The sequence below is a fragment of the Aeromonas encheleia genome, from assembly GCF_900637545.1.
Classification (GTDB): domain Bacteria; phylum Pseudomonadota; class Gammaproteobacteria; order Enterobacterales; family Aeromonadaceae; genus Aeromonas; species Aeromonas encheleia.
Map to the genome: position 1 here is coordinate 4,335,346 of NZ_LR134376.1, position 22,658 is coordinate 4,358,003.

Here is a 22,658-nt window from a genome sequence, read left to right on the forward strand (position 1 = left end):
CCATCGGCTTATCTTATCCCCATGGGTCCGACAATCGGTCTGAGCGTTTTTTCTCTGATAGGATTAAACAGGACACCGTCAAGGAGAGATGGATGAAAAATTTACACCCGATATGGATGCTGGGCCTGTTGCTGCTGATGCCCTGCGCCGCGCAGGCCGCCACAGTCTATTCCTGGGTCGATGCCAATGGCGTGACCCACTACACCGATGCCCCTCCCCCCGGCAAACGGGCCAAGGAGCTGGATCTGCGGGTCTCCCCCCTCATCGGCACGGCCCCCCACTCGGTTCAGGTCGACAACTTCAATAGCCTGACCGGTGTCGATGCCAAGAAGGCGCAGGAAGCCAGCCCACTGGCGATCACGCTGCTCTCCCCCGAACCGGGCAGCACCCTGCGTGACAACACCGGCAACGTGGTGTTTCAGGCCGAGGTCAGCCCCCATGCCCCGGTACAATACGATGTCCGCCTCACCCTGAACGGCAAGGCGGCCCCCCTCGTTCATAACAGCCTGGCCATCCGGGTCGAAAACCTCGATCGCGGTGCCCACGAGGCACGGCTCGAGCTGCTCGCCAAAGACGGTACGATCCTTGCTAAATCTAAACCAGCCACCTTTTACCTGCACAGAACGACGGTAGATCCAGCTCCCAAACCCACCCCCAAGGCCGATTAGGGGTGATGTGATGCACCGATGCGGGTAAACTCAATGCACCATATCGGTGCATCATTAGTGTGCAGCACCGTTTTAGGGAGAAACCTGTGCCAACCCGCTCGGATCATGCCAAGACCCTCTTGGACAACCTGTTGACCGCCGTCATCCTGATGGATGAACGGCTCTGCATTCAATTCGTCAACCCGGCGGCCGAACAACTGCTCTCCCTCAGCGAGCGGCGACTGATCGGGATCGAACTGCCCCACCTGCTGGAGCACATCTCCCTCGATCTGCAACGGTTCAAGCAGTGCCTCATTTCGGGGCAGGGCTTCACCGACAGCGAAGTCACCCTGGTGGTGGAAGGGGAACCCAGGCTGGTCGAGATCAGCGTGAGCCCCATGGCCGACCACGAGCAGCGGCTGATGGTGGTGGAACTGCGCAAGATCGATCAGCAGAAGAAGATCAGCCAGGAGCTGCAGCAACATGCCCAGCAACAAGCGGCCAAGGAGTTGGTGCGCGGCCTGGCCCACGAGATCAAGAACCCGCTGGGTGGCCTGCGCGGCGCGGCCCAGCTGCTGCAAAAGGAGCTACCGGATCCGGCCCTGCGCGAATACACCGGCATCATCATAGAGCAGGCCGATCGGCTGCGGGTGCTGGTCGATCGCCTGCTCGGCCCCCAGCGCCCCGGCCGGCACCAGATGCACAATGTGCACTCTGTGCTGGAGCAGGTGCGCCGCCTGGTGGATCTGGAACTGCCGCCCCAGATCCGCATCGAGCGGGACTACGACCCCAGCATTCCGGAGTTCGAGATGGAGCCGGATCAGATGCAGCAGGCCTTCCTCAACATGGTGCGCAATGCCGCCGAGGCGCTGGGGGAGCAGGCCGGCTTCATCCGCATCAAGACCCGTACCGCCTTTCAGGTCACCATCCACGGCCAGCGCTACCGGCTGGCGGCCGAGATCAAGATCATCGACAACGGCCCCGGCATCCCGGATGCCATCCGCGACACCCTGTTCTACCCCATGATCACCGGCAAGGATGGTGGCACCGGCCTCGGTCTCTCCATCGCCCAGAACCTGATCGATCAACACAAGGGGCGCATCGACTGCATCAGTTGGCCAGGTCACACCGAATTCACCATCTATCTACCGCTTCGCAAATAAGGGAACCTCATGACAGCAAAAGTGTGGATCGTCGATGACGACAGCTCCATCCGGTGGGTCCTGGAGCGCACCCTTGGCAGCGAAGGCTTCGAATGCGAGAGCTTTGCCGATGGCGAAGCCCTGCTGAGCTCGCTTGAGATGCGCTCGCCGGACGTGATCCTGTCCGATATCCGCATGCCGGGCATCGACGGGCTCAGCCTGCTGGAGCAGATCCACCGCCGCCAGGCCGATCTGCCCATCATCATCATGACCGCCCACTCTGACCTCGACAGCGCGGTCAACGCCTACCAGCGCGGCGCCTTCGAATACCTGCCCAAGCCGTTCGACATCGAGGAGGCGGTGACCCTGGTGCGACGCGCCGAGAACCATCTGAAGGAGCAGCGCACCAAGCGCAAGGCACGCCAGCAGGAGCCCGGCAACAGCCCCGAGATCATCGGTGAGGCGCCAGCCATGCAGGAGGTGTTCCGCGCCATCGGCCGGCTCTCCCGCTCCAGCATCTCTGTGCTGATCAACGGCCAGAGCGGCACCGGCAAGGAGCTGGTCGCCCACGCCCTGCACAAGCACAGCCCGCGCGCCCACAAGAACTTCATCGCCCTCAACATGGCGGCGATCCCGAAAGATCTCATCGAATCCGAGCTGTTCGGCCACGAGAAGGGGGCCTTCACCGGCGCCAACAACATCCGTCACGGCCGCTTCGAGCAGGCCGACGGCGGCACCCTGTTTCTCGACGAGATCGGCGACATGCCGCTGGACGTACAGACCCGGCTGCTGCGGGTGCTGGCCGATGGCCAGTTCTACCGGGTCGGCGGCCATCAACCGGTACAGGTGGACGTGAGGATCATAGCGGCGACGCACCAGAACCTGGAGAAGCGGGTCGCCGATGGCGAGTTTCGGGAGGATCTGTTCCACCGCCTCAACGTCATCCGCATCCACATCCCGGCCCTCAAGGAGCGGCGTGAGGACATCCCCCAGCTGGCCCATCACTTCCTGCTGCGGGCCGCCAAGGAGCTCAACGTGGAGGCCAAGAGCCTGCACCCGGATACCCAGGCCTATGTCAGCCGCCTGCCCTGGCCGGGCAACGTGCGCCAGCTGGAGAACGTCTGCCGCTGGCTGACGGTGATGGCCTCGGGTCAGGAGGTGCTGGTGAGCGATCTGCCGCCCGAGCTGCTGACCCCCATCACCAGCACGGCGGAGCCGGGCCAACCCGCCTCGTCCGGTGGCTGGCAGCAGCAGCTGCAGGATTGGGTGGCCGCTAAGCTGGCGCTGGGGGAAACCGACATCCTGGCCGACGCCCTGCCCCAGTTCGAGCGCATCATGCTGGAGACGGCGCTGGAACACACCCGCGGCCACAAGCAGGAGGCCGCCCGCCTGCTCGGTTGGGGTCGCAACACCCTGACTCGCAAGCTGAAGGAGCTCGACATTCCCTGATGCCCGAGGAAAAACGATTCCCATCACGCCTTGACGAATCGCCGACCGATAAGACCCCGTTTGCTTGCAAACGGGGTATCTTTTTTAGGAGCCCTGCCTAGAATGGCAGGCTTTCCAACCCGACTCGCAGAAGGCGCCTCCATGATTGACAGATCCCTCCCCCTGACCGACCTGCACCGCCATCTGGATGGCAACATCCGCCCGCAGACCATTCTCGAGCTGGGTCGCCTGCACAACATCCGGTTGCCCGCAGACGAGCTGGAGGCGCTGCGCCCCCACGTGCAGATCGTCGAGAACGAGCCAAGCCTGGTCGCCTTCCTGAAGAAGCTGGACTGGGGCGTGGCCGTTCTGGCCGACTACGATGCCTGTCGCCGGGTCGCCTATGAAAACGTGGAAGATCTGCTGCGCGCCGGCATCGACTATGCCGAACTGCGTTTCAGCCCCGCCTACATGGCGATGGCCCACAAGCTGCATCCGCAGGGGGTGGTGGAGGCCATCATCGACGGCGTCGCCGCAGGCAGCCGCGACTTCGGCATCAAGACCAATCTCATCGGCATCATGAGCCGCACCTTCGGCACCGCACAGTGTCACGCCGAGCTGGAAGCCTGCCTGGCCCAGCGTGACCACCTGGTCGCCATCGATCTGGCCGGTGACGAGCTGGGCTTCCCCGGCGAGCTGTTCATCGATCACTTCCGCAAGGTGCGCGACGCGGGCATGAGAGTCACTGTGCATGCCGGTGAGGCGGCAGGGCCCGAAAGCATGTGGCAGGCCATTCGTGAGCTCGGCGCCGAGCGCATCGGTCACGGCGTCAAGGCCATCCAGGATCCGCGCCTGATGGCCTATCTGGCGGAGCATCGCATCGGCATCGAGTCCTGCCTCACCTCGAACCTGCAGACCACTACGGTGGCGAGCCTCGCCGATCACCCAGTCCGCCAGTTCCTGGCCGCCGGCGTGCTGGCCTGCCTCAACACCGACGATCCGGCGGTGGAAGGCATAGATCTGCCCCACGAATACGAGGTGGCCGCCCCGGCCGCCGGCATGACGGCGAGCGAGATCCGCACCGCCCAGCAAAATGGCCTCACCCTGGCCTTCCTGAGCGATGGCGAGAAGACCGAACTGAGCGCCCGCGCCGCCCAGCGCTGAGACTCATGCCTTAGCGCCCAATAAAAAAACCGCCGAGGGGCGGTTTTTTATGTTCCAGGCACACAACCGAGTCAGATCACCCGGGAGAACTGCTGCTGGCGCGCCTTGTTGCGCAGGTAGACATCGAAGCACATGCAGATGTTGCGGATCAGCAGCTGGCCGGTGGATACCACCTCCAGACCCTCTTCGGTTCTGCGCACCAGACCGTCGTCGACGAAGGTCTGCAACAGCTTGAGGTCTTCCGCGAAGTACTCCTTGAAGACCAGGCCATGGGCCTGCTCGACGGCGGCGAAGTTCAGGGAGAAGTCGCAGATGAGGCGCTTGATCACCTCGCGGCGGATCAGGTCGTCCCGATTCAGGGAGCACCCCTTCCACTGGGCATGACCCAGTTCTTCCACCTGGGCGTAATAGGCCTTGAGCTCTTTCTGGTTCTGGGAATAGGCATCGCCGATCATGCTGATGGAGGAGACCCCCAACCCCAGCAGATCGCAATCCCCCTGGGTGGTGTAACCCTGGAAGTTGCGGTGCAGCTTGCCCTCGCGCTGCGCCACCGCCAGCTCGTCATCGGGCTTGGCGAAGTGATCCATGCCGATGAACTGGTAGCCCTGGCCGGTGAGGAAGGCGATGGTGTCCTGCAGCATCGCCAGCTTCTCCCGGGGGGCTGGCATGTCCTCTTCCTTCAGCTTGTGCTGGGCGGCGAACCGGCTCGGCAGATGGGCGTAGTTGAAGATGGAGAGACGGGCCGGATCCGTTTTGAGCACTTCCTCCAGGGTGTGGTGGAAGCTGTCGCGGTTCTGGTGCGGCAGGCCATAGATGAGATCCAGGTTGGTAGAACGGAATCCCAGCTCGCGGGCACGCTCCAGCATGGCGCGGATGAAGTCGTTGTCCTGCTCGCGGTTGACCGCGACCTGAACCGCCTTGTTGAAGTCCTGCACGCCGAGGCTGATGCGGTTGAAGCCCAGCTCCCTCAACACATTCAGCATGTCGATCGCTATCTCGCGCGGATCCACCTCAATACTGATCTCGCCCTCGTCCGCGAACCGGAAGTGTTCGCGCAACATGGCCATCAGGCGACGAGTCTGGGCTTCATCCAGATAGGTGGGCGTGCCGCCGCCCCAGTGCAGCTGGGTCACCAGCCGGTGCTTGAACAGCGGAGCCTGGGCCTTGATCTCCTGCTCGAGGAAATCGAGGTACTGATCGGCCTTGTGCTGGTGACGGGTGATCACCTTGTTGCAACCGCAGTAGTAACAAAGCTTGTGGCAGAAAGGGATGTGCACGTAGAGCGACAGATTGCGCGCCGGATACTGCTCGGCGGCGTGAACGAAGTCCGGATAACCGAAGCGCTCGTTGAACTCCAGCGCGGTGGGATAGGAGGTGTAACGCGGACCGCTGTAGTTGTATTTTTCGATCAGGGCCTGGTCCCATACAATCTGTTCTGCTTGCACGCTTGCTTCCTCTTTCTTCTTGTTATCACCGAGTCAACTGAAAGTCCTTCAGTCGCGCCACATCCTTGAGGATCTGCGCTTCCAGCTCGGCCTCGTAGCCACTGCGCTCGAGATCCATCCTCATCACTTCATTGCGCTTGAGCGTCCGCCTCGCCTCGTGAGTCGGCATCTCCTTCACCTTCTCATAGAGGTCGTACAGGCCGGGAAACTCGCTGGCAAAGGCACGCCCGCCCGGGATCTGCAAGGCATCCAGCAGGTTGGTCAGCCGGATGGCCCCCTCGGAATAGTCGCACTGACCATCCCGCACCGCATGGGCGATGACCCTGACGCTGTCGAGGATACGTTCATTGCGGGCCGCGATGGCACGCAGCTGCATGTCGCGCTGGCGCTTGAGGCGGGCCAGCAGGGTACCGGCGTAGACTGCCAGCCCCAGCAAGATCAGGCCACCCAACAGGGCGGCCAGCATCCATCCACTCATCACTTTTTCTTCGGCTCTGGCTTGGGTTCTGGCTGATAGTCGACCTTGCTGAAGCGATCCCACAGCTCCTCTTCGGAGGCAGGCTGGCTCGGCTCGTCATACTCTTCGTCAAAGGAGCCATCGTCGTCTTCGTCTTCATCGGTGTCGATGATGCCGAGTTCATCCATCAGCTCCTGATAACGATCGACGCGCTGGTCGACCCAAGCCTGCTCGGCCGCGTCCAGGGTCTCGCCGGTATCCAGCCGATCCAGCAGGTCGTTCAGGCGATCATCGTTCTCGATGGCGGCAAGTTCCTGCTCCGGCGTCATCAGCAGCGCCTTCTCTTTCAGCGGCTTGGGTGCAACCGGTTTGGTTTTCTTCTCTTCCACGATCAGCACGACCGGCTTGCGAGAGCCGATGCGCGGATCCTTGGCCTGCTTGCCACTACCGCTCTTGTTGGACTGCTCTGCCTGCTGGCGGGAGCCTGCCTTCAAGCCCTTGCGCTTGGCGGCGCGTTTGCGCTCACGGCCTTCTATGGCACTGGCATCTGATTCTTTGCGCTTGCCGGTAGGCTTGCGGGTGGGTTGTTTGGCCGACATGAATGACTCCGAGAAATATCTGGATTGAAGCCCGCGCCCGGGAGGATCTCGTCCGGGGAGGATGCTGAGGCGGGGAACAGTAAATCTGGAACAAGAGTGGGATCCCGCACCAATTCGGCCATATTTGGCCGCTGAACACCGCAGGATCGGCATCCTCTGGGCATGTTGCTGGTATTTTGACACAGAATGGCTGGGCGGGTTAATGACTCAACAGAAAAAAGGCAGCCGAAGCTGCCTTGATATGCTTATGCGAGTCCCATTCCCTGGCTGCGAATCGCCTTTTCCCTTGGCGTACCTCTGCGCATCATATCTTGGGGTCTTCCTGACCCTTGTTGGTCAATCCTGAATGTGCGTGTGCTTGCCTGACCCGTCCCGATGACGTCCTGCCATCCATTCGGGGTGGTTGCCTCCCGCAGCCCCGCTCGTCCCGAGCGGTCACCATCCTGGTCTTTCAATCCGTTGCTCATCACTTGCGCCGAGCCGACTCCCTGTCTCGCCTTCCCGAACCTGAATCCGCTCGCTGGGCCACTCCATGCACCCACTGTAGCAACTTGGCAAAAAGGCTCAATCCACTCAGAATGTTTTCAAACGAACATAAATCTTCAGTTTTAATTCAACATATTGAAAATTATAGTTTCTATAATGAAAGCCATGACTAGTTTCAGCCCGGACCAGGCTTGGAAATGGGAGATCTCTTACAACAATGCAGGCCATTTAGAGTAAATAGTTTTAAAGGTCAAAAATAAACGGGAAACCAATGGTTCCCCGTTCTTTTCAATAAGATAAACCGCAGGTGCTATCAGTGCAGACCGCCCACGTATTTGGACAGCGCCTCGATATCCTGATCCGTCAGCTTCTTGGCCACGTCCCGCATCATGCCGTTCGGATCGTTCTCACGGGCCGCCGCACGGAAAGCGGTAAGCTGGGCCTTGATGTAGGCGGGATGCTGGCCTGACAGGCTGGGATACTTGGCCTGTTCGACACCGGAGCCACGCGGTCCGTGGCAAGCAGTGCAAGCCGCCAGACCACGACTCATGTCTCCTCCCATGTAGAGCGCCTTGCCTGCCGCGACAACGTCATCCGGCACCGCGACCGGGGTGACCTTCTGGGTGGCATAGTAGGCGGCCAGGTCGTCCATATCCTGATCGGACAGGGGCAACGCCATGGGTCCCATGATGGGTGCAACCCGGCCAGTTTGGCCAGAAGCAGCAGCCTTCAGTTCAACTAATTGTTTTTTGATATATGATGCGTGCTGACCAGCAATCTTGGGATACATATCGACTGGGCTGTTACCGTCCGGTCCATGACAAGCCGCACACACGGCAGCCTTGGTTTGTCCCGCAGCGGCATCGCCCTTGGCTTGTGCCATCCCCGTTACGCCAACCATCAGAGCAAGAGTAATGACTAGGTTCTTCATGGCGTTCCAACTTCTCGTTATTAGGCTTCCAGATCCCATGCCGCTGAAGGCATGTTAAAATAAACGCGTTTAAGCGACGCTATTTTACACGATTTCACATAAAAGTAACTCTATAACCCTCTATCTCTATGGGGAATTTACGTTGGATACACAAACTCTAAATTTCAATAAGGTGCATTTTGTGACCAGCGCACCCGACATCCGCCACCTGCCAAATGATGGGGGTGTCGAGATTGCGTTTGCCGGCCGTTCCAACGCCGGTAAGTCATCTGCATTGAATACCTTAACCAAACACAAGAACCTGGCACGGACCAGTAAGACCCCGGGCCGTACCCAGCTGATCAACCTGTTCGAGCTGGAACCGGGCAAGCGTTTGGTCGACCTGCCTGGCTATGGTTATGCCCAGGTACCGCTGGAAATGAAGCTCAAGTGGCAAAAGTCGCTGGCAGAATACCTGCAGCGCCGCGAGTCCTTGAAAGGGCTGGTGATCCTGATGGATATCCGCCACCCGCTCAAAGAAACTGACATGAACATGCTGGAGTGGAGCTCACACCGTGAGCTGCCGGTCATACTGCTGCTGACCAAGGCCGACAAGTTGAGCCCGGGTCCCCGTAACAATCAGGTGATCAAGGTACGCCAGGCCGTGGCCGAACTGGGTCCGCAGATCCAGGTCGAGGCTTTCTCTTCCCTCAACAACATAGGCGTCGAGAAGCTGGCTCAAACCCTGAGCGGCTGGTATCTGTCCAATGCCGAGATCGCTCCGGTAGACATCGACGAAGATCACCAGATCGAGGAGTAAGTTACTCCTCATCTTGCTGCAATGAGCGGAGTTGGCCCTCCGCTGATTGATTGAAAGACTTTCAAGCCACCCCTCGCAGATCCCTCCTCACCCCGATAACGGTCATTCCGACCAGCAATAAACAACAAATCATTTAATATCAGGCAGATAATAAGTTCGACCGCCTAGAGAATTAACTTTCAATAGCCCTGATAGCGTTTTCATTATTCCAGCGACAGAGATCATGCCGAAGGCACTTCAAGAACGAAAATGAAAATTTATTACAACAATGGGAGGAAAAGGGACAAAAATGAGGCCAGTCCCGCTATCTGCGGTCTGGCCTGAAGCAATGAGTTCAAAAAATTGGGAAAAAGCTAATTCTCGAGAACAAAGACGATTGGTTTTCCTCAAGAAACATCTCATTCTAGCAAAAAATCGATCAAATTAAAGCTTTTGCTCTAAATAAGGCGCATAAAAAAACACCCCGACGATGACTCATCGGGGCTGCTATTCAGCCACATTCAATTACGTGAAATAAAAGGTCTGAAAGATAGAACATCTTACCTCTGTACCCTACATCGAGAACTGTACAGCAAAGCAGCAAAAAGTGAAAGTAATTTATGTAATTTAGTTTCATAAAAAACGTATAAGAGAATTCACTTTATTTTTCATATAGATAAAAAAATCCCCAGTACGAATACCGGGGAGTTATAAAGGTGACTAGCTAGCACTTCCTCAACTATCTAGTTAGTCAGCGCCATTTCACTCAAGTTCCGCTGTATTGAAAAAAAACTTGAAAATCTTGCGGGCACATTAAAGCATTCGTCGTAGTACGTTGTTATTAATGTGTTTTTAGTTCATCCGTTGCATGCTCGAAGGCCATCAAAATATCGTCTGCCTGGCTTCTGCCCGACTGATAGGCAGGTCAGCCAGCTTTTCCAACCGATACCACCATCGGGAAAGCTCCCATCAGTCTGACCAGAAAATCCACATGCCGCTCATCGAACCCCAGCCTCATCCCTCGAGACACTGAGCCTGACTCACAGTATCCCCAGATTACGCTTGAGTTCCCTCAATACCTGCTTGGTCCCCGGCCGGATGCCGCGCCACACGGTGAACGCCTCGGCCGCCTGCTCCACCAGCATGCCCAGCCCATCCATTGTGTGCAGGGCGCCATGTTGCTTGGCCCAGTGAATGAAGGCGGTATCCGCCGCACCGTACATCATGTCGTAGATGGCGACACCGCCGTGGATCATGGCCGGCGGCAGGGGGGGGAGGTCCCCCTGCAGGCTGGCGGAGGTGGAGTTAATGATGAGATCGAACGAGCCACTCAGCTGTTCATAGGCCTGGGCCATCACCGCCCCCAGATCCTGGAATTCGGTGGCCAGTTGCTCGGCCTTGGCGTGGGTACGGTTGGCAATCACCAGCTCGCTCGGTCGCTCGGCCAGCAGGGGCGCCAGCGCCCCTCGGGCGGCACCACCCGCCCCGAGCAGCAAGATCCGGCTACCGGCCAGATTCACCCCATGGGCCTTGAGATCCGCCACCAAGCCTGCACCATCGGTATTGTCCCCAAGCAGCACCCCGTCGTCGGTCAGCTTGATGGTGTTGACCGCCCCGGCCCGCTGGGCCCGTGGGCTCAGTCGAGCGACCAGGGAGAATGCCTGCTCCTTGAAGGGCACTGTCACGTTGCAACCCTTGCCCCCCTCGGCGAAGAAGGTCTGCAGGCTGACCGCAAAATCATCGACTGCGGGCTCGGCCAGGCCATATTCCAGCGCCTGCTGGGTCTGCCTGGCAAACAGGGTGTGGATGAAGGGAGACTTGCTGTGGCGCACCGGGTGGCCAAAAACCAGATAACGATCCATCAAATATATCCATCGAAGGGCGGTCTCCCGATTTAACGGGTTTTCCCCCCGGGGGACAAGCCGAATCTCGGCCACGAAAAAGGGCCCTTGGGCCCTTCTTCTCACAACCAGTTTCTGGGGGTGAGGTAGTCGCTGTAGAGCAATGCCTCCTGACTACCGGGCTCGGGTTGCCAATCGTACTCCCAGCGCGCCAGCGGCGGCATCGACATCAGGATCGACTCGGTGCGGCCACCGGTCTGCAACCCGAACAGGGTGCCCCGGTCGTAGACCAGGTTGAACTCCACGTAACGACCGCGCCGATAGAGCTGGAACTCCCGCTCCCGCTCCCCATAGGGCAGCGCCTTGCGCCGCGCGATGATCGGCAGATAGGCATCGAGGTAACCTCTGCCCACCGCCCGCATAAAGGCGAAACAGTCGTCAAACGGCCAGCGATTCAGATCGTCGAAGAAGAGGCCGCCGACACCACGAGTCTCATTGCGGTGCTTGAGGAAGAAGTAACGATCGCACCACCCCTTGAACTCGGGGTAGATCTCCTCACCAAAGGGCTGGCAGAGATCGTGCGACACCTGATGCCAGTGCAGCACATCCTCGGCAAAGGGGTAAAACGGTGTCAGATCGAAGCCACCGCCGAACCACCAGATGGGCTCTTCACCCTCTTTCTCGGCGATGAAGAAGCGGACGTTGGCATGGCTGGTCGGCACATAGGGATTGTGGGGGTGGATCACCAGCGAGACCCCCATGGCCTCGAATCTGCGCCCCGCCAGCTCCGGCCTATGGGCGGTCGCCGAGGCCGGCATGGCATCACCATAAACGTGGGAGAAGTTGACGCCCCCCTGCTCAATCACGGCGCCCTGGCGCAGCACCCGGGTACGGCCACCACCACCACCCTCACGGGTCCAGGCGTCTTCCACGAAGCGCCCTTCCCCATCGGCCTGCTCCAGGCCCTGGCAGATCTCGTCCTGCAGCTGCAGTAGGAAGGCCTTGATCTGGGCCACGTCCGGTTTGCTCATCTCGTCTCCAGTCGGGCGGGATCCTGTCCCGCCCGTCTTATTATGGTGTCGCTGCCAAAGTCAGAGGCCGCTCGCGGCCTGGCAAAGAAGATATGCCCTCAAGAGGGGCGAATGACAGCGCCGGTTCTGGCGTCCTTGATCTCGGACGGATTAGCCTGTTCACCCACTTCGCCTGGCAGGATATAGGCCAGCAGGTGCGCCAGCGGCGCGCCTATGTCGGCGACGCAGCGAGCGGGCGCTTCACCGGTCAGATTGGCGCTGGTCGACACCAGCGGCTTGCCGAAGGCGCGGCACAGCGCCTGCACCTGAGGATGCGCCGTCACTCGAACCGCCAGGGTATCGAACTGGCCGGTGAGCCAAGCAGGCGTCGTGGCACGGGCGGGCATGATCCAGGTGAAGGGACCCGGCCAGCTAGTCTGTACTCGGGCAAGCTGATCGGCACTGAGCTGGCTCAGATCGATGTAATCCTGCAACTGCGCCAGATCGGCGGCAATCAGGATCAGCCCCTTCTCCACCGGACGCTGCTTGATGGCCAGCAGACGCTGCACGGCCGACTCGGAATCGGGATCACAACCCAGGCCGAACACAGCCTCGGTCGCGTAGGCGATCACCCCGTCATCGCGGAGGGCGGCAATCGCTTGTTCAAATTCGTTTGGCATAGAAAAAATGCGGTAGCCGAGCTACCGCCTCATCACTGATTGACATTGAGTCTGCTAGAGCGGCAACCGCTTGTTCAGATTCATTTTCCCTGGAACGCAGAAAAAATACGACCCGTCAGGCTGGCTGCCGCCTCATCGCTTACTTGAGCAGTTGAGCCTGCAGGGCGGCATCCTTGGCCATCACCTCTTCGGCATTCTTCTGGCGCTCGGCGCGTACCTTGACTGCCAGGGCGTCATCGGCCACGGCCAACATCTGGGCAGCCAGATAACCGGCGTTCTTGGCGCCGGCCTTGCCGATCGCCACTGTCGCCACCGGCACGCCACCCGGCATCTGCACGGTGGAGAGCAATGCATCCAGCCCCTTGAGCGGGCCACCATCGATGGGCACCCCGATCACGGGACGGGTGGTGATGCCGGCCACGGCACCAGCCAGGTGGGCGGCCAGCCCGGCGGCGCAGATGAAGACCTTGCAACCACGGGTTTCGGCATCGGTGACATACTGATGGGTAGCGGCCGGGGTACGGTGCGCGGAGGTGACCTTCACTTCCACTGTGATATCAAACGACTTGAGGACTTCAAGGGTGGATTGCATCACGGGAAAATCAGAATCAGAGCCCATCAATACGGCAACAAAGGGTTTATTCATGGTGGGAATTTCCTTACTCCAAGTGGGGGGTTGAAGTTCGCCGAAAACGTTTCAATTTGGTTACGGCGGCGGGATTATACCTGCTCACTCTGATGGCCGCATTTCTTTTGCGGGCAGATCCACCTCAGATTTCCCCTCACTTTCTTCTCCACCATGATGCCCCAGCCACATTCGGGACAAGGCATGGGGATCGGCTTGTCGTTAACCACATATTTACAATGGGGATAGCCGTCGCAGGAGTAGAACTGCTTGCCGTAGCGGGAGGTGCGGCTCACCAGATGACCCTTGCCACACTCGGGACAGAGGATCTGGGTGTCGTCGCTTTCCTGCAAGGATTCGATGTGCTGACAGGCCGGATACTGGGTGCAACCGACGAACAGGCCGTAACGCCCCTTCTTGATCGCCAGCGGCTGACCACAATCCGGGCAGGCGGAACCTTCCAGCACCTTTTCAATGTCGCGGCCGGACGGTGTCAGGGAACGGATGTAGTCACAGGCGGGATAGGCGGAGCAGCCCAGAAAGAGGCCATGCTTGCCCTGGCGGATCACCAGCTCGGCACCACACTGCGGGCAAGGCTCTCGCTCGAACGCGTTCTCGTGGGCAGAAAAGAGGTGATGATCGATTTTTGACATGGGCCGCGCCTTGAAATCCAGATGGCCTGAATTCTACCAGCGCGGCACCGGACTGTCAGTGAATGACACCGTCTGACTCATCAAACACCAGCTCTTCCATCTGCTGGTAGGCATTTTCACTGCCCGGTACGTTGAACAGCACCATCATGACGACCCACTTCAAATCGTCCAGCTCGATATCCGGCTTGTCCAGCTCGAGCAGACGCTCGATGCAGATCTCGCGGGTTTCGGCATTCAGCACCTGGGCCTGTTCCAGGAACAGCAGGAAGCCACGGCATTCGGTGCTGAGGCGGGCCAGCTCTTGCGGGGCATAGATCCGCATCGAGCCTTGTGCGCTGGCGGAGACATACACCTCCCGTTCGCTGTCATGTAGATTGGCCAGCCTTTCCAGCCAGTTGAGCGCCTTCTCGATCTCGTCCTGATTGAAACCGGCTCGGCTCAGTTCGTCGGTGAGTTCATCCTGCTCTACCATCACATCAGCATCGCTGTGGATGTAGGTCTCGAAAAGGTACATCAATACATCAAACATGATTCGCCCTCCTCGTTCTGACGTATCCACCGGCTACCGCCATCACTGCACCGGCCAGCTCCAGCTCTACCAACCTGCCCAACACCAGTTCGACAGGAAGCCGGGACCGCTCGGCAACGGTATCCACGCTCGTGGCTTCATAATCTACGTTATCCAACAAATCGGCATAAGGCAATTCGCTATTATGCGAAGGCTCGGGTGAATGACTCGCCGGTCTCGCCAGCGGCACCAAGGCGGGCAGTTCCTCCATGACATCGGCCGCAGTCAAGACCAGTTTGGCCCCCTGCTGGATCAGCCTGTTGCAGCCCAATGCCTGCACATTCTGCGGGGCGCCGGGTACGGCGAACACCTCGCGCCCCTGTTCCAAGGCGTAACGGGCCGTGATGAGGGAGCCACTCTGTTCGGCCGCCTCCACCACCAGGGTACCGAGGGAGAGCCCGCTGATGATGCGATTGCGACGGGGGAAGTGCTCGGCGAGTGGCCCTTTGTCCGGCGCCAGCTCGGAGATCAGCAGGCCGCCGCGTTCCAGGATTTGCATGGCCAACCCCTGATGACGCTTCGGATAGAGGCAATCGAGACCAGAGCCCAACACCGCCAGCGTCACGCCCCCGGCCGTCAACGCCTGCTGATGACAGACGCCATCGATGCCGAGCGCCAGCCCCGAGGTGATCGCCAGGCCGCATTCCACCAGCTCGGCGCACAGCCGAGCCGCGTTGTCCTTGCCGGCATAAGTGGGATGGCGCGTGCCCACCATTGCCAACTGGGGCAGCGCCAGCGCCTCCAGCGCGCCACGGCAATAGAGCAGCAGCGGCGCGGCGGGGATCTCTTTTAACAGGGAGGGATAACTGGGGGTATCTGGACAGATGAGATGCTGACCCGGCCTGCTCGCCCAGAGCAGCCCTTGCTCTACCTCGGGCAGTGGCCACCTGAGTTGGCGGATCTGGGCCTCGCTGAGGCCCATCTCCCGAAGCCTGGCATCGTCGCAGGCAAACAGGGCGGCGATATCCCCCTCGAAGTGGGCCAGCAGGCGAGATGCGGTGACAGGACCTATGCCAGTCACCGCATCCAGCGTCAGCCACAGTGCGAGCCGTTCGAGTGGAGGCGACACGTCAGAAGTTGGTGACCTGGTAGCCCGAGCTGACCATCTCCTGACTCTGCAGGATGAGGCCATAACTCAGCTTGTCGTAGACCTTGAATAGCATGACCCTGGCGACGGCCTCAGATGGCAGAGCTGACTTGCCCGCCGAGTAGAAGGCCTTGTTATACACTGAGGCATATTCGCGGTATGAGACCTTGCCATCCCTGTCCACCATCTCGGCGCCCGGGCGCTGGATCTCGAGCACATCGCCGGGGGCGACCCGATCCCGCAGCCCCTTGTTGATGAGCACCACATCAAACTTGCCGCCGCCGCGCGCCTTGCTCGGCAGTTCGACCACATAGCCGGGGGAGATGGTTGGCGCCGCCTTCGGCATGAATACGGCGGAGAGACTCTCCTGTGGCGGTAGCGGGATGATCTTGTCCCCCTGATACACCTCGCGCCTGTTGTGTGTCAGCGTGACTCTGGTGCTGTCGTTGGCCAGCCGCTCCTCCGCCCGCACCGTGCCGACGAAAACGGCCTCCTGACCGAGCTGCTCCCCGGTCTGCCTGTCCTTGTAGGTCACGCCCGGGTGATAAACCCCGTAGTCCTGGCCCGGGGTCAGCGAACCCCGCACATAGAGGGTATCCCCCTCCAGCATGCCGACGTGCTTCTCGTTATTGCCGAGCACATAGGGCAGGTCCTTGACCTGCTGGCTGTCGGCCAGAATGTGGTCGGTCTGCAGGAAGGGACCTATCTCGCTGAGTGGCAGGGTCGGGATCGGGCTGGCCTTGTTCTCGTAGCGGTTCTTGGGAGACAAGTGAATGACCTGTTTGCCGCCCTGGCTGGCCTTGCCGAGGCGAGGCTCGCCATTGACCCAGCTCAGTTGCAACACGTCACCGGGGTAGATCCAGTGCGGATTGGCAATCTGGGGATTGATGTTCCAGAGGCGTGGCCAGAGCCAGGGCTCGGCCAGGTATTGGCCCGAGATGTCCCAGAGGGTATCCCCCTTCTGGACGACATAGCTGTCTGGATAACCGGGTTTTAGCGTCAGCTGGTCGGCCATGGCACCACCGGCCAAGGCTGTCGCCAGAGAGGCGAGGATGATTTGCTTCAGATGCATAACACTCCCTGTTACTTCTGCACGCAAAGTGTTGCTGTTTTTTGTCGACGTAAATGACTAGAATTACGTCAATATTGACTGCGTTTATATGAAACTAAAGAAAAAACTATGGCCATTCTAGATGTATTGCGTTTCCCCGATGAGCGCCTGCGTACCGTCGCAGCCCCTGTCGAGACCATTACACCCGAGTTACAACAGATTGTAGATGATATGTTCGAAACCATGTACGCGGAGGAAGGCATAGGCCTGGCCGCGACTCAGGTCGACATTCATCAGCGCATCATCGTCATCGACGTCTCTGAAGACCGTGAAGATCAGCTGGTGCTGATCAACCCGGAGATCCTCGAGCAGTCGGGTAGCACCGGCATCGAAGAGGGTTGCCTCTCCGTCCCCGGCAGCCGCGCTCTGGTGCCGCGCGCCGAGTGGGTCAAGGTGCGGGCACTGGATCGCCACGGCAAGCCGTTCGAGCTGGAAGCGGACGATCTGCTCGCTATCTGCATACAGCATGAGATGGATCATCTGGTCGGCAAGCTGTTTGTGGATTACTTGTCCCCGCTCAAGCGCCAGCGCATCCGTCAGAAGCTGGAAAAGATGGCTCGTGAAGATCGCAAAGCCCTCTGAGGATCTGCCCCATTGAATAAGCTGAAACTGATTTTTGCCGGTACTCCCGACTTCGCCGCCCGTCACCTGGCGGCGTTGTTGTCTTCCGACCACGAGGTCGTCGCCGTCTATACCCAGCCCGACAAGCCGGCGGGCCGTGGTCAGAAGCTCAGCGCCAGCCCGGTCAAGGAGCTGGCCCTCGCCCACAATCTGCCGGTCTACCAACCCGCGTCCCTGCGCAACGAAGCCGCACAGGCCGAGCTGGCCGCCCTCGGCGCCGATCTCATGGTGGTGGTGGCCTACGGCCTGATCCTGCCCAAGGCGGTGCTCGACACCCCGCGGCTGGGTTGCCTGAACGTGCACGGCTCCCTGCTGCCACGCTGGCGCGGTGCCGCACCTATCCAGCGCGCCATCTGGGCGGGCGATGTCGAAACCGGCGTGACCATCATGCAGATGGATGTGGGGCTGGATACCGGCGCCATGATCCGCAAGGTGAGCTGCCCCATCGCCTTTGATGAGACCTCTGCCAGCCTCTATGACAAGCTGGCCGAGCTGGGACCGCAGGCGCTGGTCGAAACCCTCAACGCCATGGCCGCCGGTGATACCGCCGCCGAGGCGCAGGACGATGCCCTGGCCAACTACGCCCAGAAGCTCTCCAAGGAAGAGGCGCGCATCGACTGGTCCATGGAGGCCGTCGCCATCGAGCGCTGCATTCGCGCCTTCAATCCCTGGCCCATCAGCTGGTTCGAGGTGGCGGAGCAGACCATCAAGGTCTGGCAGGCCGAGGTGCTCGAGCAGGAACATGGCCAGGCGGCCGGTACTCTGCTCAAGGCCGACAAGCAGGGGATCGACGTCGCCACCGGCAAGGGCGTGCTGCGCCTGCTGACCCTGCAACCGCCTGGCAAGAAGGCCATGTCCGTCTCGGATCTGCTCAACTCTCGCCGCGACTGGTTTGCACCCGGCACGCAATTGAATTGAATTGAATTGAATTGAAACAAGCGGGGCCCGGGCCCCGACTTGCGCATCTAAGGTAACTCTATGAAAACACGTGCACAGGCCGCTCTCGTTATTCAACAGGTGCTGGATCAGGGCCAATCCCTCTCCGCTGTTCTGCCTGCTGCCCAGGAGAAGGTGGCGCCTCGCGACCGCGCCCTCCTGCAAGAACTCTGCTATGGCACCCTGCGCTGGCTGCCCCGCCTCGACGCGGCGGTGAGCGAGATGATGGACAAGCCGCTCAAGAACAAGAGCCGCATCTTCCACTATCTGATCCTGGTCGGTCTCTATCAGCTCATCTACACCCGCATTCCGGCCCACGCTGCGGTGGCCGAGACCGTCAACGCCGTCAAGCTGCTCAAGGGCACCTCCCTGCGCGGCCTGATCAACGGCGTGCTGCGTAACTTCCAGCGCAGCGCCGAAGTCATACTGCTGCGCATCGACCGCATCCCCAGCATCCGGCTCGGCCACCCAGAGTGGCTCACCAAGCGGCTGCGTCAGGCCTATCCCGAGGATTGGGAATTCATCATGGAGGCCAACAACCAGCGCCCCCCCATGTGGATCCGCAACAACGGCCAGCGCCAGAGCCGCGAGCAGATGCTGGCCCGCATGGCCGAGGTCGGCATCAATGCGATGGCCGGTGAGGAAGGGGACGACTGCATCCTGCTGGTGCGCCCCTGCGACGTGACCAAACTGCCCGGCTTCGAGCAGGGCGACTGCTCGGTACAGGACGGTGCCGCCCAGCAGGCCGCCCGCCTGCTCGACCCGCAACCGGGTGAGTGGGTGCTGGATGCCTGCGCCGCCCCCGGTGGCAAGACGGCTCACCTGCTGGAGTTGCAACCCGCCCTCGCCGGCGTCATCGCGGTCGATGCGGACGAGAACCGCCTCAAGCGGGTGCAGGAGAACCTGGATCGCATCGGCCTCCAGGCCCGGGTGATCCATGGCGATGCCAGTACGCCGGACCAGTGGTGGCCACAGGGTCAGTTCGATCGCATCCTGCTCGATGCCCCCTGCTCCGCCACCGGCGTCATCCGCCGTCACCCCGACATCAAGTGGTTGCGCCGGGATCAGGACATCCGCGAGCTGGCCGAGCTGCAGCGCCGCATCCTCAACGCCCTCTGGGCCAAGCTGAAGAGCGGCGGCACCCTGCTCTACGCCACCTGCTCGGTGCTGCCGGAAGAGAACCGCGACCAGATCCGTGCCTTCCTGGCCGACACCAGGGACGCCAGGCTGGTGCCCCTGCACGAGCAGGACACCCCGGCTTGTCCGGGTCGCCAGTTCCTGCCGGGCGAGGCCGAGATGGACGGCTTCTATTATGCCAAGCTGATCAAGCAGTAAGCGGCAACTGTCGAGGCTGTATTCGGGCGCCCTCCAGCGGGCTGGCGCCCTCTCTTCGAAGCAACAGCGTGAGTAAGATTTCCCTATGAAGATCCGCATTTCGGGCATCAGACTGGCTGGCCACCTCAGTAACGGAACAACCTTGGGTAAGATTTCCCTATGAAAATCATCATTCTGGGCGCGGGTCAGGTCGGCGGCACGCTAGCCGAGAACCTCGCGGGTGAAAACAACGACATCACCATAGTCGATACCGACAGCGACCGTCTGCGGGAGCTGCAGGACAAGTTCGATCTGCGGGTGGTGAACGGTCACGGCGCCCACCCCAGGGTGCTGCGCGAAGCGGGCGCCCAGGATGCCGACATGCTGGTGGCGGTCACCAACAGCGACGAGACCAACATGATCGCCTGCCAGGTGGCCTACTCCCTGTTCAACACCCCGAACAAGGTGGCGCGCATTCGCTCCCCGGCCTATCTGGTGGAGCGGGATCGGCTGTTCCTGCCGGAATCCGTGCCGGTGGATCACCTGATCGCCCCCGAGCAGCTGGTAACCGACTACGTACGCCGGTTGATCGAATACCCGGGTGCGCTGCAGGTGGTGGACTTCGCCGGCGGCAAGGTGGGGCTGGTGGCGGTCAAGGCCTACTACGGCGGCCCCCTGGTGGGCAATGCGCTATCCACCCTGCGGGATCACATGCCCAACATCGAGACCCGAGTGGCCGCCATCTTCCGTCAGGGCCGCTCCATCCGCCCCCAGGGCACCACTATCATAGAGGCGGATGACGAGGTGTTCTTCGTCGCCGCCGCCGGCCATATCCGCGCCGTGATGTCGGAGCTGCAGCGGCTCGAGAGCCCCTATCGCCGCATCATGATAGTCGGGGGTGGCAACATAGGTGCCGGCCTCGCCCGCCAGCTGGAGAAGCGCTACAGCGTCAAGCTGATCGAGCGCAACCAGAAGCGGGCGGAACAGCTGTCGGAGCTGCTGGAGAACACCATCGTCTTCTGCGGCGACGCGGCGGATCAGGAGCTGCTGGCGGAGGAGCACATCGATCAGATCGACGTCTTCATCGCGGTGACCAACGAGGACGAGTCCAACATCATGTCGGCCCTGCTCGCCAAGAAGATGGGCGCCAAGAAGACCATGGTGCTGATCCAGCGCAGCGCCTACGTGGATCTGGTGCAGGGCGGCTCCATCGACATCGCCATCTCGCCCCAGCAGGCCACCATCTCGGCCCTGCTGACCCACGTGCGCCGGGCGGATATCGCCAACGTCTACAGCCTGCGCCGCGGCGCGGCCGAGGCCATCGAGGCCATAGCCCACGGTGACGAGAACACCTCCAAGGTGGTGGGCAAGACGGTGGGCGAGCTCAAGCTGCCGCCGGGCACCACCATAGGCGCAGTGGTGCGCGGCGACGAGGTGCTGATCGCCCACGATCGCACCCAGATCCAGCAGGATGACCACGTGGTGATGTTCCTGGTGGACAAGAAGTACATTCCGGAAGTGGAACGTCTGTTCCAGCCAAGTCCCTTCTTCCTGTAACCTGCCCATGCATCAGGCGACAGCACCCAGACCCGGATCTTTCCCCAAGGAATCGTCCGGGTCTTTTGTTAATCAACGACCAGGTTATCTCCGATGATCAAGCTGCGTCCCATCGTCTTCACCCTCGGGCTGGTGCTCTCCAAGCTGGCCCTGTTCATGTGGTTGCCCACCCTGCTGGCGCTGCTCACCGGTTCCGAGGGCTTCGTCGAATTTCTCAAGTCCGTGCTGATCACCCACGGCGCCGCCCTGCTCTGCCTGCACTACGGGCGCAAGGCGGAATTTCACCTCGGGGTGCGGGAGATGTTCCTGCTCACCACCTCGGTCTGGGTGGTGGCCTGCATCTTCGGCGCCCTGCCCTTCTTCTTCATCAACCACATCGACTTCACCGACGCCTACTTCGAGACCATGTCCGGTGTCACCACCACGGGTTCCACAGTGCTGTCCGGGCTGGACGGCATGGCCCACAGCATCTTGCTGTGGCGCTCCATCCTGCAGTGGCTCGGCGGTGTTGGCTTCATCGTGATGGCGGTAGCCGTGCTGCCCTACCTCAACGTGGGCGGCATGAAGCTGTTCCAGACCGAGAGCTCGGATTGGTCTGACAAGAGCGCACCGCGCGCCAAGACGGTGGCCAACAACATAGTGGTGGTCTACCTGGTGCTCTCCATGCTCTGCTTCCTCGCCTACTGGGTGAGCGGCATGACGCTGTTCGAGGCGGTCAACCACTCCATGACGACGCTGAGCACCGGCGGCTACTCCACCTCGGATCAGTCCATGTCCCACTTCTCCAACTCGGCGCACTGGATCGGTACCCTGTTCATGTTCCTCGGCGGCCTGCCCTTCCTGCTCTACATCCAGAGCCTGAACCGTCGCGACAACAGCCTGCTCAAGGATGCCCAGGTACAGGGCTTCTTCTGGCTGGTGGTCTGGGTGACCGTCATCGTCACCTTCTATCTCTGGGTCAGGGATATTTACGGCTTCATGGATGCCCTGCGCATCAGCAGCTTCAACATAGTCTCTGTGCTGACCACCACCGGCTTCGGCCTCGGTGACTTCGGCACCTGGGGGCCGCTCACCAGCATCATCTTCATCATTTTGCTGGCGCTCGGCGCCTGCTCCGGCTCCACCGCCGGGGGGCTCAAGATCTTCCGGGTGCAGGTGGCCTTCGCCCTGTTCAAGAAGCAGATGCGCCAGCTGATGCACCCCTCCGCCGTCTTCCCCCAGAAGTACAACGGCCGCCCGGTCAACGACGCCATCATCCGCTCCATGATCTCCTTCGTGCTGGCCTATTTCGCCATCATCTTGCTGATCGCCGCCCTGCTCGCCGCCATCGGCCTGGATCCGCTGACCGCCATCTCCGGCTCCATCACGGCGGTGGCCAACGTGGGTCCCGGCATGGGCCCCATCATAGGACCCAGCACCAACTTCGCCACCCTGCCGGATGCGGCCAAGTGGATCCTCTCCTTCGGCATGCTGCTGGGTCGACTCGAGATCCTGACCGTCGCGGTGATCTTCTTCCCCTCCTTCTGGCGGCAGTAAGGCCGGAGCGGCGGATCCTGATGACAAAAAGGGCAGCCCATG

22 protein-coding genes are annotated in these 22,658 nt (G+C 60.7%); 10 read left to right on the forward strand and 12 right to left on the reverse strand.

The window, feature by feature from the left end; all coding sequences use genetic code 11:
• The first annotated feature begins 92 nt into the window (after positions 1 to 92).
• From EL255_RS20255 to add, 4 genes are all read left to right on the forward strand, one after another.
• Positions 93 to 668, forward strand: a complete 576-nt coding sequence (locus EL255_RS20255) for a DUF4124 domain-containing protein (protein ID WP_042652899.1) — start codon at positions 93 to 95, stop codon at positions 666 to 668.
• 86 nt (positions 669 to 754) lie between these two features.
• On the forward strand, positions 755 to 1,810 hold the full coding sequence (gene glnL, locus EL255_RS20260) for a nitrogen regulation protein NR(II) (RefSeq protein ID WP_042652900.1): 1,056 nt from the start codon (positions 755 to 757) through the stop codon (positions 1,808 to 1,810).
• Between the two features lie 9 nt (positions 1,811 to 1,819).
• Positions 1,820 to 3,238, forward strand: a complete 1,419-nt coding sequence (gene glnG, locus EL255_RS20265) for a nitrogen regulation protein NR(I) (RefSeq protein WP_042652901.1) — start codon at positions 1,820 to 1,822, stop codon at positions 3,236 to 3,238.
• A 141-nt stretch (positions 3,239 to 3,379) separates the two neighbouring features.
• Positions 3,380 to 4,381 (forward strand): adenosine deaminase, encoded by a 1,002-nt coding sequence (gene add / locus EL255_RS20270; protein WP_042652902.1) that lies wholly within the window; start codon positions 3,380 to 3,382, stop codon positions 4,379 to 4,381.
• 71 nt (positions 4,382 to 4,452) lie between these two features.
• Here add and hemN read toward each other — a convergent pair whose 3' ends face one another.
• The 4 genes from hemN to EL255_RS20295 all read right to left on the reverse strand — a co-directional run bounded on the left by hemN (position 4,453) and on the right by EL255_RS20295 (position 8,299).
• Positions 4,453 to 5,826 (reverse strand): oxygen-independent coproporphyrinogen III oxidase, encoded by a 1,374-nt coding sequence (gene hemN, locus EL255_RS20275; RefSeq protein WP_042652903.1) that lies wholly within the window; start codon positions 5,824 to 5,826, stop codon positions 4,453 to 4,455.
• Between the two features lie 25 nt (positions 5,827 to 5,851).
• Positions 5,852 to 6,292, reverse strand: coding sequence for a DUF2489 domain-containing protein (locus tag EL255_RS20280; RefSeq protein ID WP_042652904.1), 441 nt, complete (start codon positions 6,290 to 6,292; stop codon positions 5,852 to 5,854).
• Positions 6,293 to 6,303: 11 nt separating this feature from the next.
• Positions 6,304 to 6,882, reverse strand: a complete 579-nt coding sequence (gene yihI / locus EL255_RS20285; RefSeq protein WP_042652905.1) for a Der GTPase-activating protein YihI — start codon at positions 6,880 to 6,882, stop codon at positions 6,304 to 6,306.
• 799 nt (positions 6,883 to 7,681) lie between these two features.
• Positions 7,682 to 8,299, reverse strand: coding sequence for a c-type cytochrome (locus EL255_RS20295; RefSeq protein ID WP_042652906.1), 618 nt, complete (start codon positions 8,297 to 8,299; stop codon positions 7,682 to 7,684).
• Positions 8,300 to 8,441: 142 nt separating this feature from the next.
• Between EL255_RS20295 and yihA the strand changes: the two genes are divergently transcribed.
• Positions 8,442 to 9,098 carry a ribosome biogenesis GTP-binding protein YihA/YsxC gene (gene yihA / locus EL255_RS20300; RefSeq protein ID WP_042652907.1) on the forward strand — a complete coding sequence of 219 codons (657 nt, stop codon included), beginning with the start codon at positions 8,442 to 8,444 and terminating at the stop codon, positions 9,096 to 9,098.
• 1,019 nt (positions 9,099 to 10,117) lie between these two features.
• On the opposite strand, the gene aroE is transcribed toward yihA, so the two are convergent.
• The 8 genes from aroE to EL255_RS20340 form a co-directional block, all read right to left on the reverse strand.
• Entirely contained in the window at positions 10,118 to 10,939 is an 822-nt protein-coding gene (gene aroE / locus EL255_RS20305; RefSeq protein WP_042652908.1) for a shikimate dehydrogenase, read from the reverse strand.
• A 101-nt stretch (positions 10,940 to 11,040) separates the two neighbouring features.
• Positions 11,041 to 11,949: an oxygen-dependent coproporphyrinogen oxidase gene (gene hemF, locus EL255_RS20310; RefSeq protein ID WP_042652909.1), complete on the reverse strand. Its 909-nt coding sequence runs from the start codon at positions 11,947 to 11,949 to the stop codon at positions 11,041 to 11,043.
• A 98-nt stretch (positions 11,950 to 12,047) separates the two neighbouring features.
• Positions 12,048 to 12,608: an L-threonylcarbamoyladenylate synthase type 1 TsaC gene (locus EL255_RS20315; protein WP_042652910.1), complete on the reverse strand. Its 561-nt coding sequence runs from the start codon at positions 12,606 to 12,608 to the stop codon at positions 12,048 to 12,050.
• Positions 12,609 to 12,747: 139 nt separating this feature from the next.
• Complete coding sequence (gene purE, locus EL255_RS20320) at positions 12,748 to 13,254, reverse strand: 5-(carboxyamino)imidazole ribonucleotide mutase (protein ID WP_042652911.1); 507 nt, start codon at positions 13,252 to 13,254, stop codon at positions 12,748 to 12,750.
• Between the two features lie 74 nt (positions 13,255 to 13,328).
• A complete protein-coding gene (locus EL255_RS20325) occupies positions 13,329 to 13,886 on the reverse strand; it encodes a DNA topoisomerase family protein (RefSeq protein WP_042652912.1) in 558 nt (185 codons plus the stop codon).
• A 55-nt stretch (positions 13,887 to 13,941) separates the two neighbouring features.
• Positions 13,942 to 14,415: a DUF494 family protein gene (locus tag EL255_RS20330; RefSeq protein WP_042652913.1), complete on the reverse strand. Its 474-nt coding sequence runs from the start codon at positions 14,413 to 14,415 to the stop codon at positions 13,942 to 13,944.
• Complete coding sequence (dprA, locus tag EL255_RS20335) at positions 14,408 to 15,523, reverse strand: DNA-processing protein DprA (protein ID WP_042652914.1); 1,116 nt, start codon at positions 15,521 to 15,523, stop codon at positions 14,408 to 14,410. The genes EL255_RS20330 and dprA overlap by 8 nt, the downstream gene beginning before the upstream one ends.
• Position 15,524: 1 nt before the next feature.
• The gene (locus EL255_RS20340; protein ID WP_042652915.1) at positions 15,525 to 16,613 is read right to left on the reverse strand and encodes a LysM peptidoglycan-binding domain-containing protein; all 1,089 of its coding nucleotides are present in this window, start codon (positions 16,611 to 16,613) and stop codon (positions 15,525 to 15,527) included.
• Positions 16,614 to 16,721: 108 nt separating this feature from the next.
• Between EL255_RS20340 and def the strand changes: the two genes are divergently transcribed.
• The 5 genes from def to EL255_RS20365 all read left to right on the forward strand — a co-directional run bounded on the left by def (position 16,722) and on the right by EL255_RS20365 (position 22,616).
• Positions 16,722 to 17,234: a peptide deformylase gene (def, locus tag EL255_RS20345; protein WP_042652916.1), complete on the forward strand. Its 513-nt coding sequence runs from the start codon at positions 16,722 to 16,724 to the stop codon at positions 17,232 to 17,234.
• Positions 17,235 to 17,246: 12 nt separating this feature from the next.
• On the forward strand, positions 17,247 to 18,191 hold the full coding sequence (gene fmt, locus EL255_RS20350) for a methionyl-tRNA formyltransferase (protein ID WP_042652917.1): 945 nt from the start codon (positions 17,247 to 17,249) through the stop codon (positions 18,189 to 18,191).
• 60 nt (positions 18,192 to 18,251) lie between these two features.
• Positions 18,252 to 19,544, forward strand: a complete 1,293-nt coding sequence (gene rsmB / locus EL255_RS20355; RefSeq protein ID WP_042652918.1) for a 16S rRNA (cytosine(967)-C(5))-methyltransferase RsmB — start codon at positions 18,252 to 18,254, stop codon at positions 19,542 to 19,544.
• A gap of 159 nt (positions 19,545 to 19,703) precedes the next feature.
• Positions 19,704 to 21,080: a Trk system potassium transporter TrkA gene (trkA, locus tag EL255_RS20360; protein WP_042652919.1), complete on the forward strand. Its 1,377-nt coding sequence runs from the start codon at positions 19,704 to 19,706 to the stop codon at positions 21,078 to 21,080.
• 93 nt (positions 21,081 to 21,173) lie between these two features.
• Entirely contained in the window at positions 21,174 to 22,616 is a 1,443-nt protein-coding gene (locus EL255_RS20365; protein WP_042652920.1) for a TrkH family potassium uptake protein, read from the forward strand.
• Positions 22,617 to 22,658 lie beyond the last annotated feature (42 nt).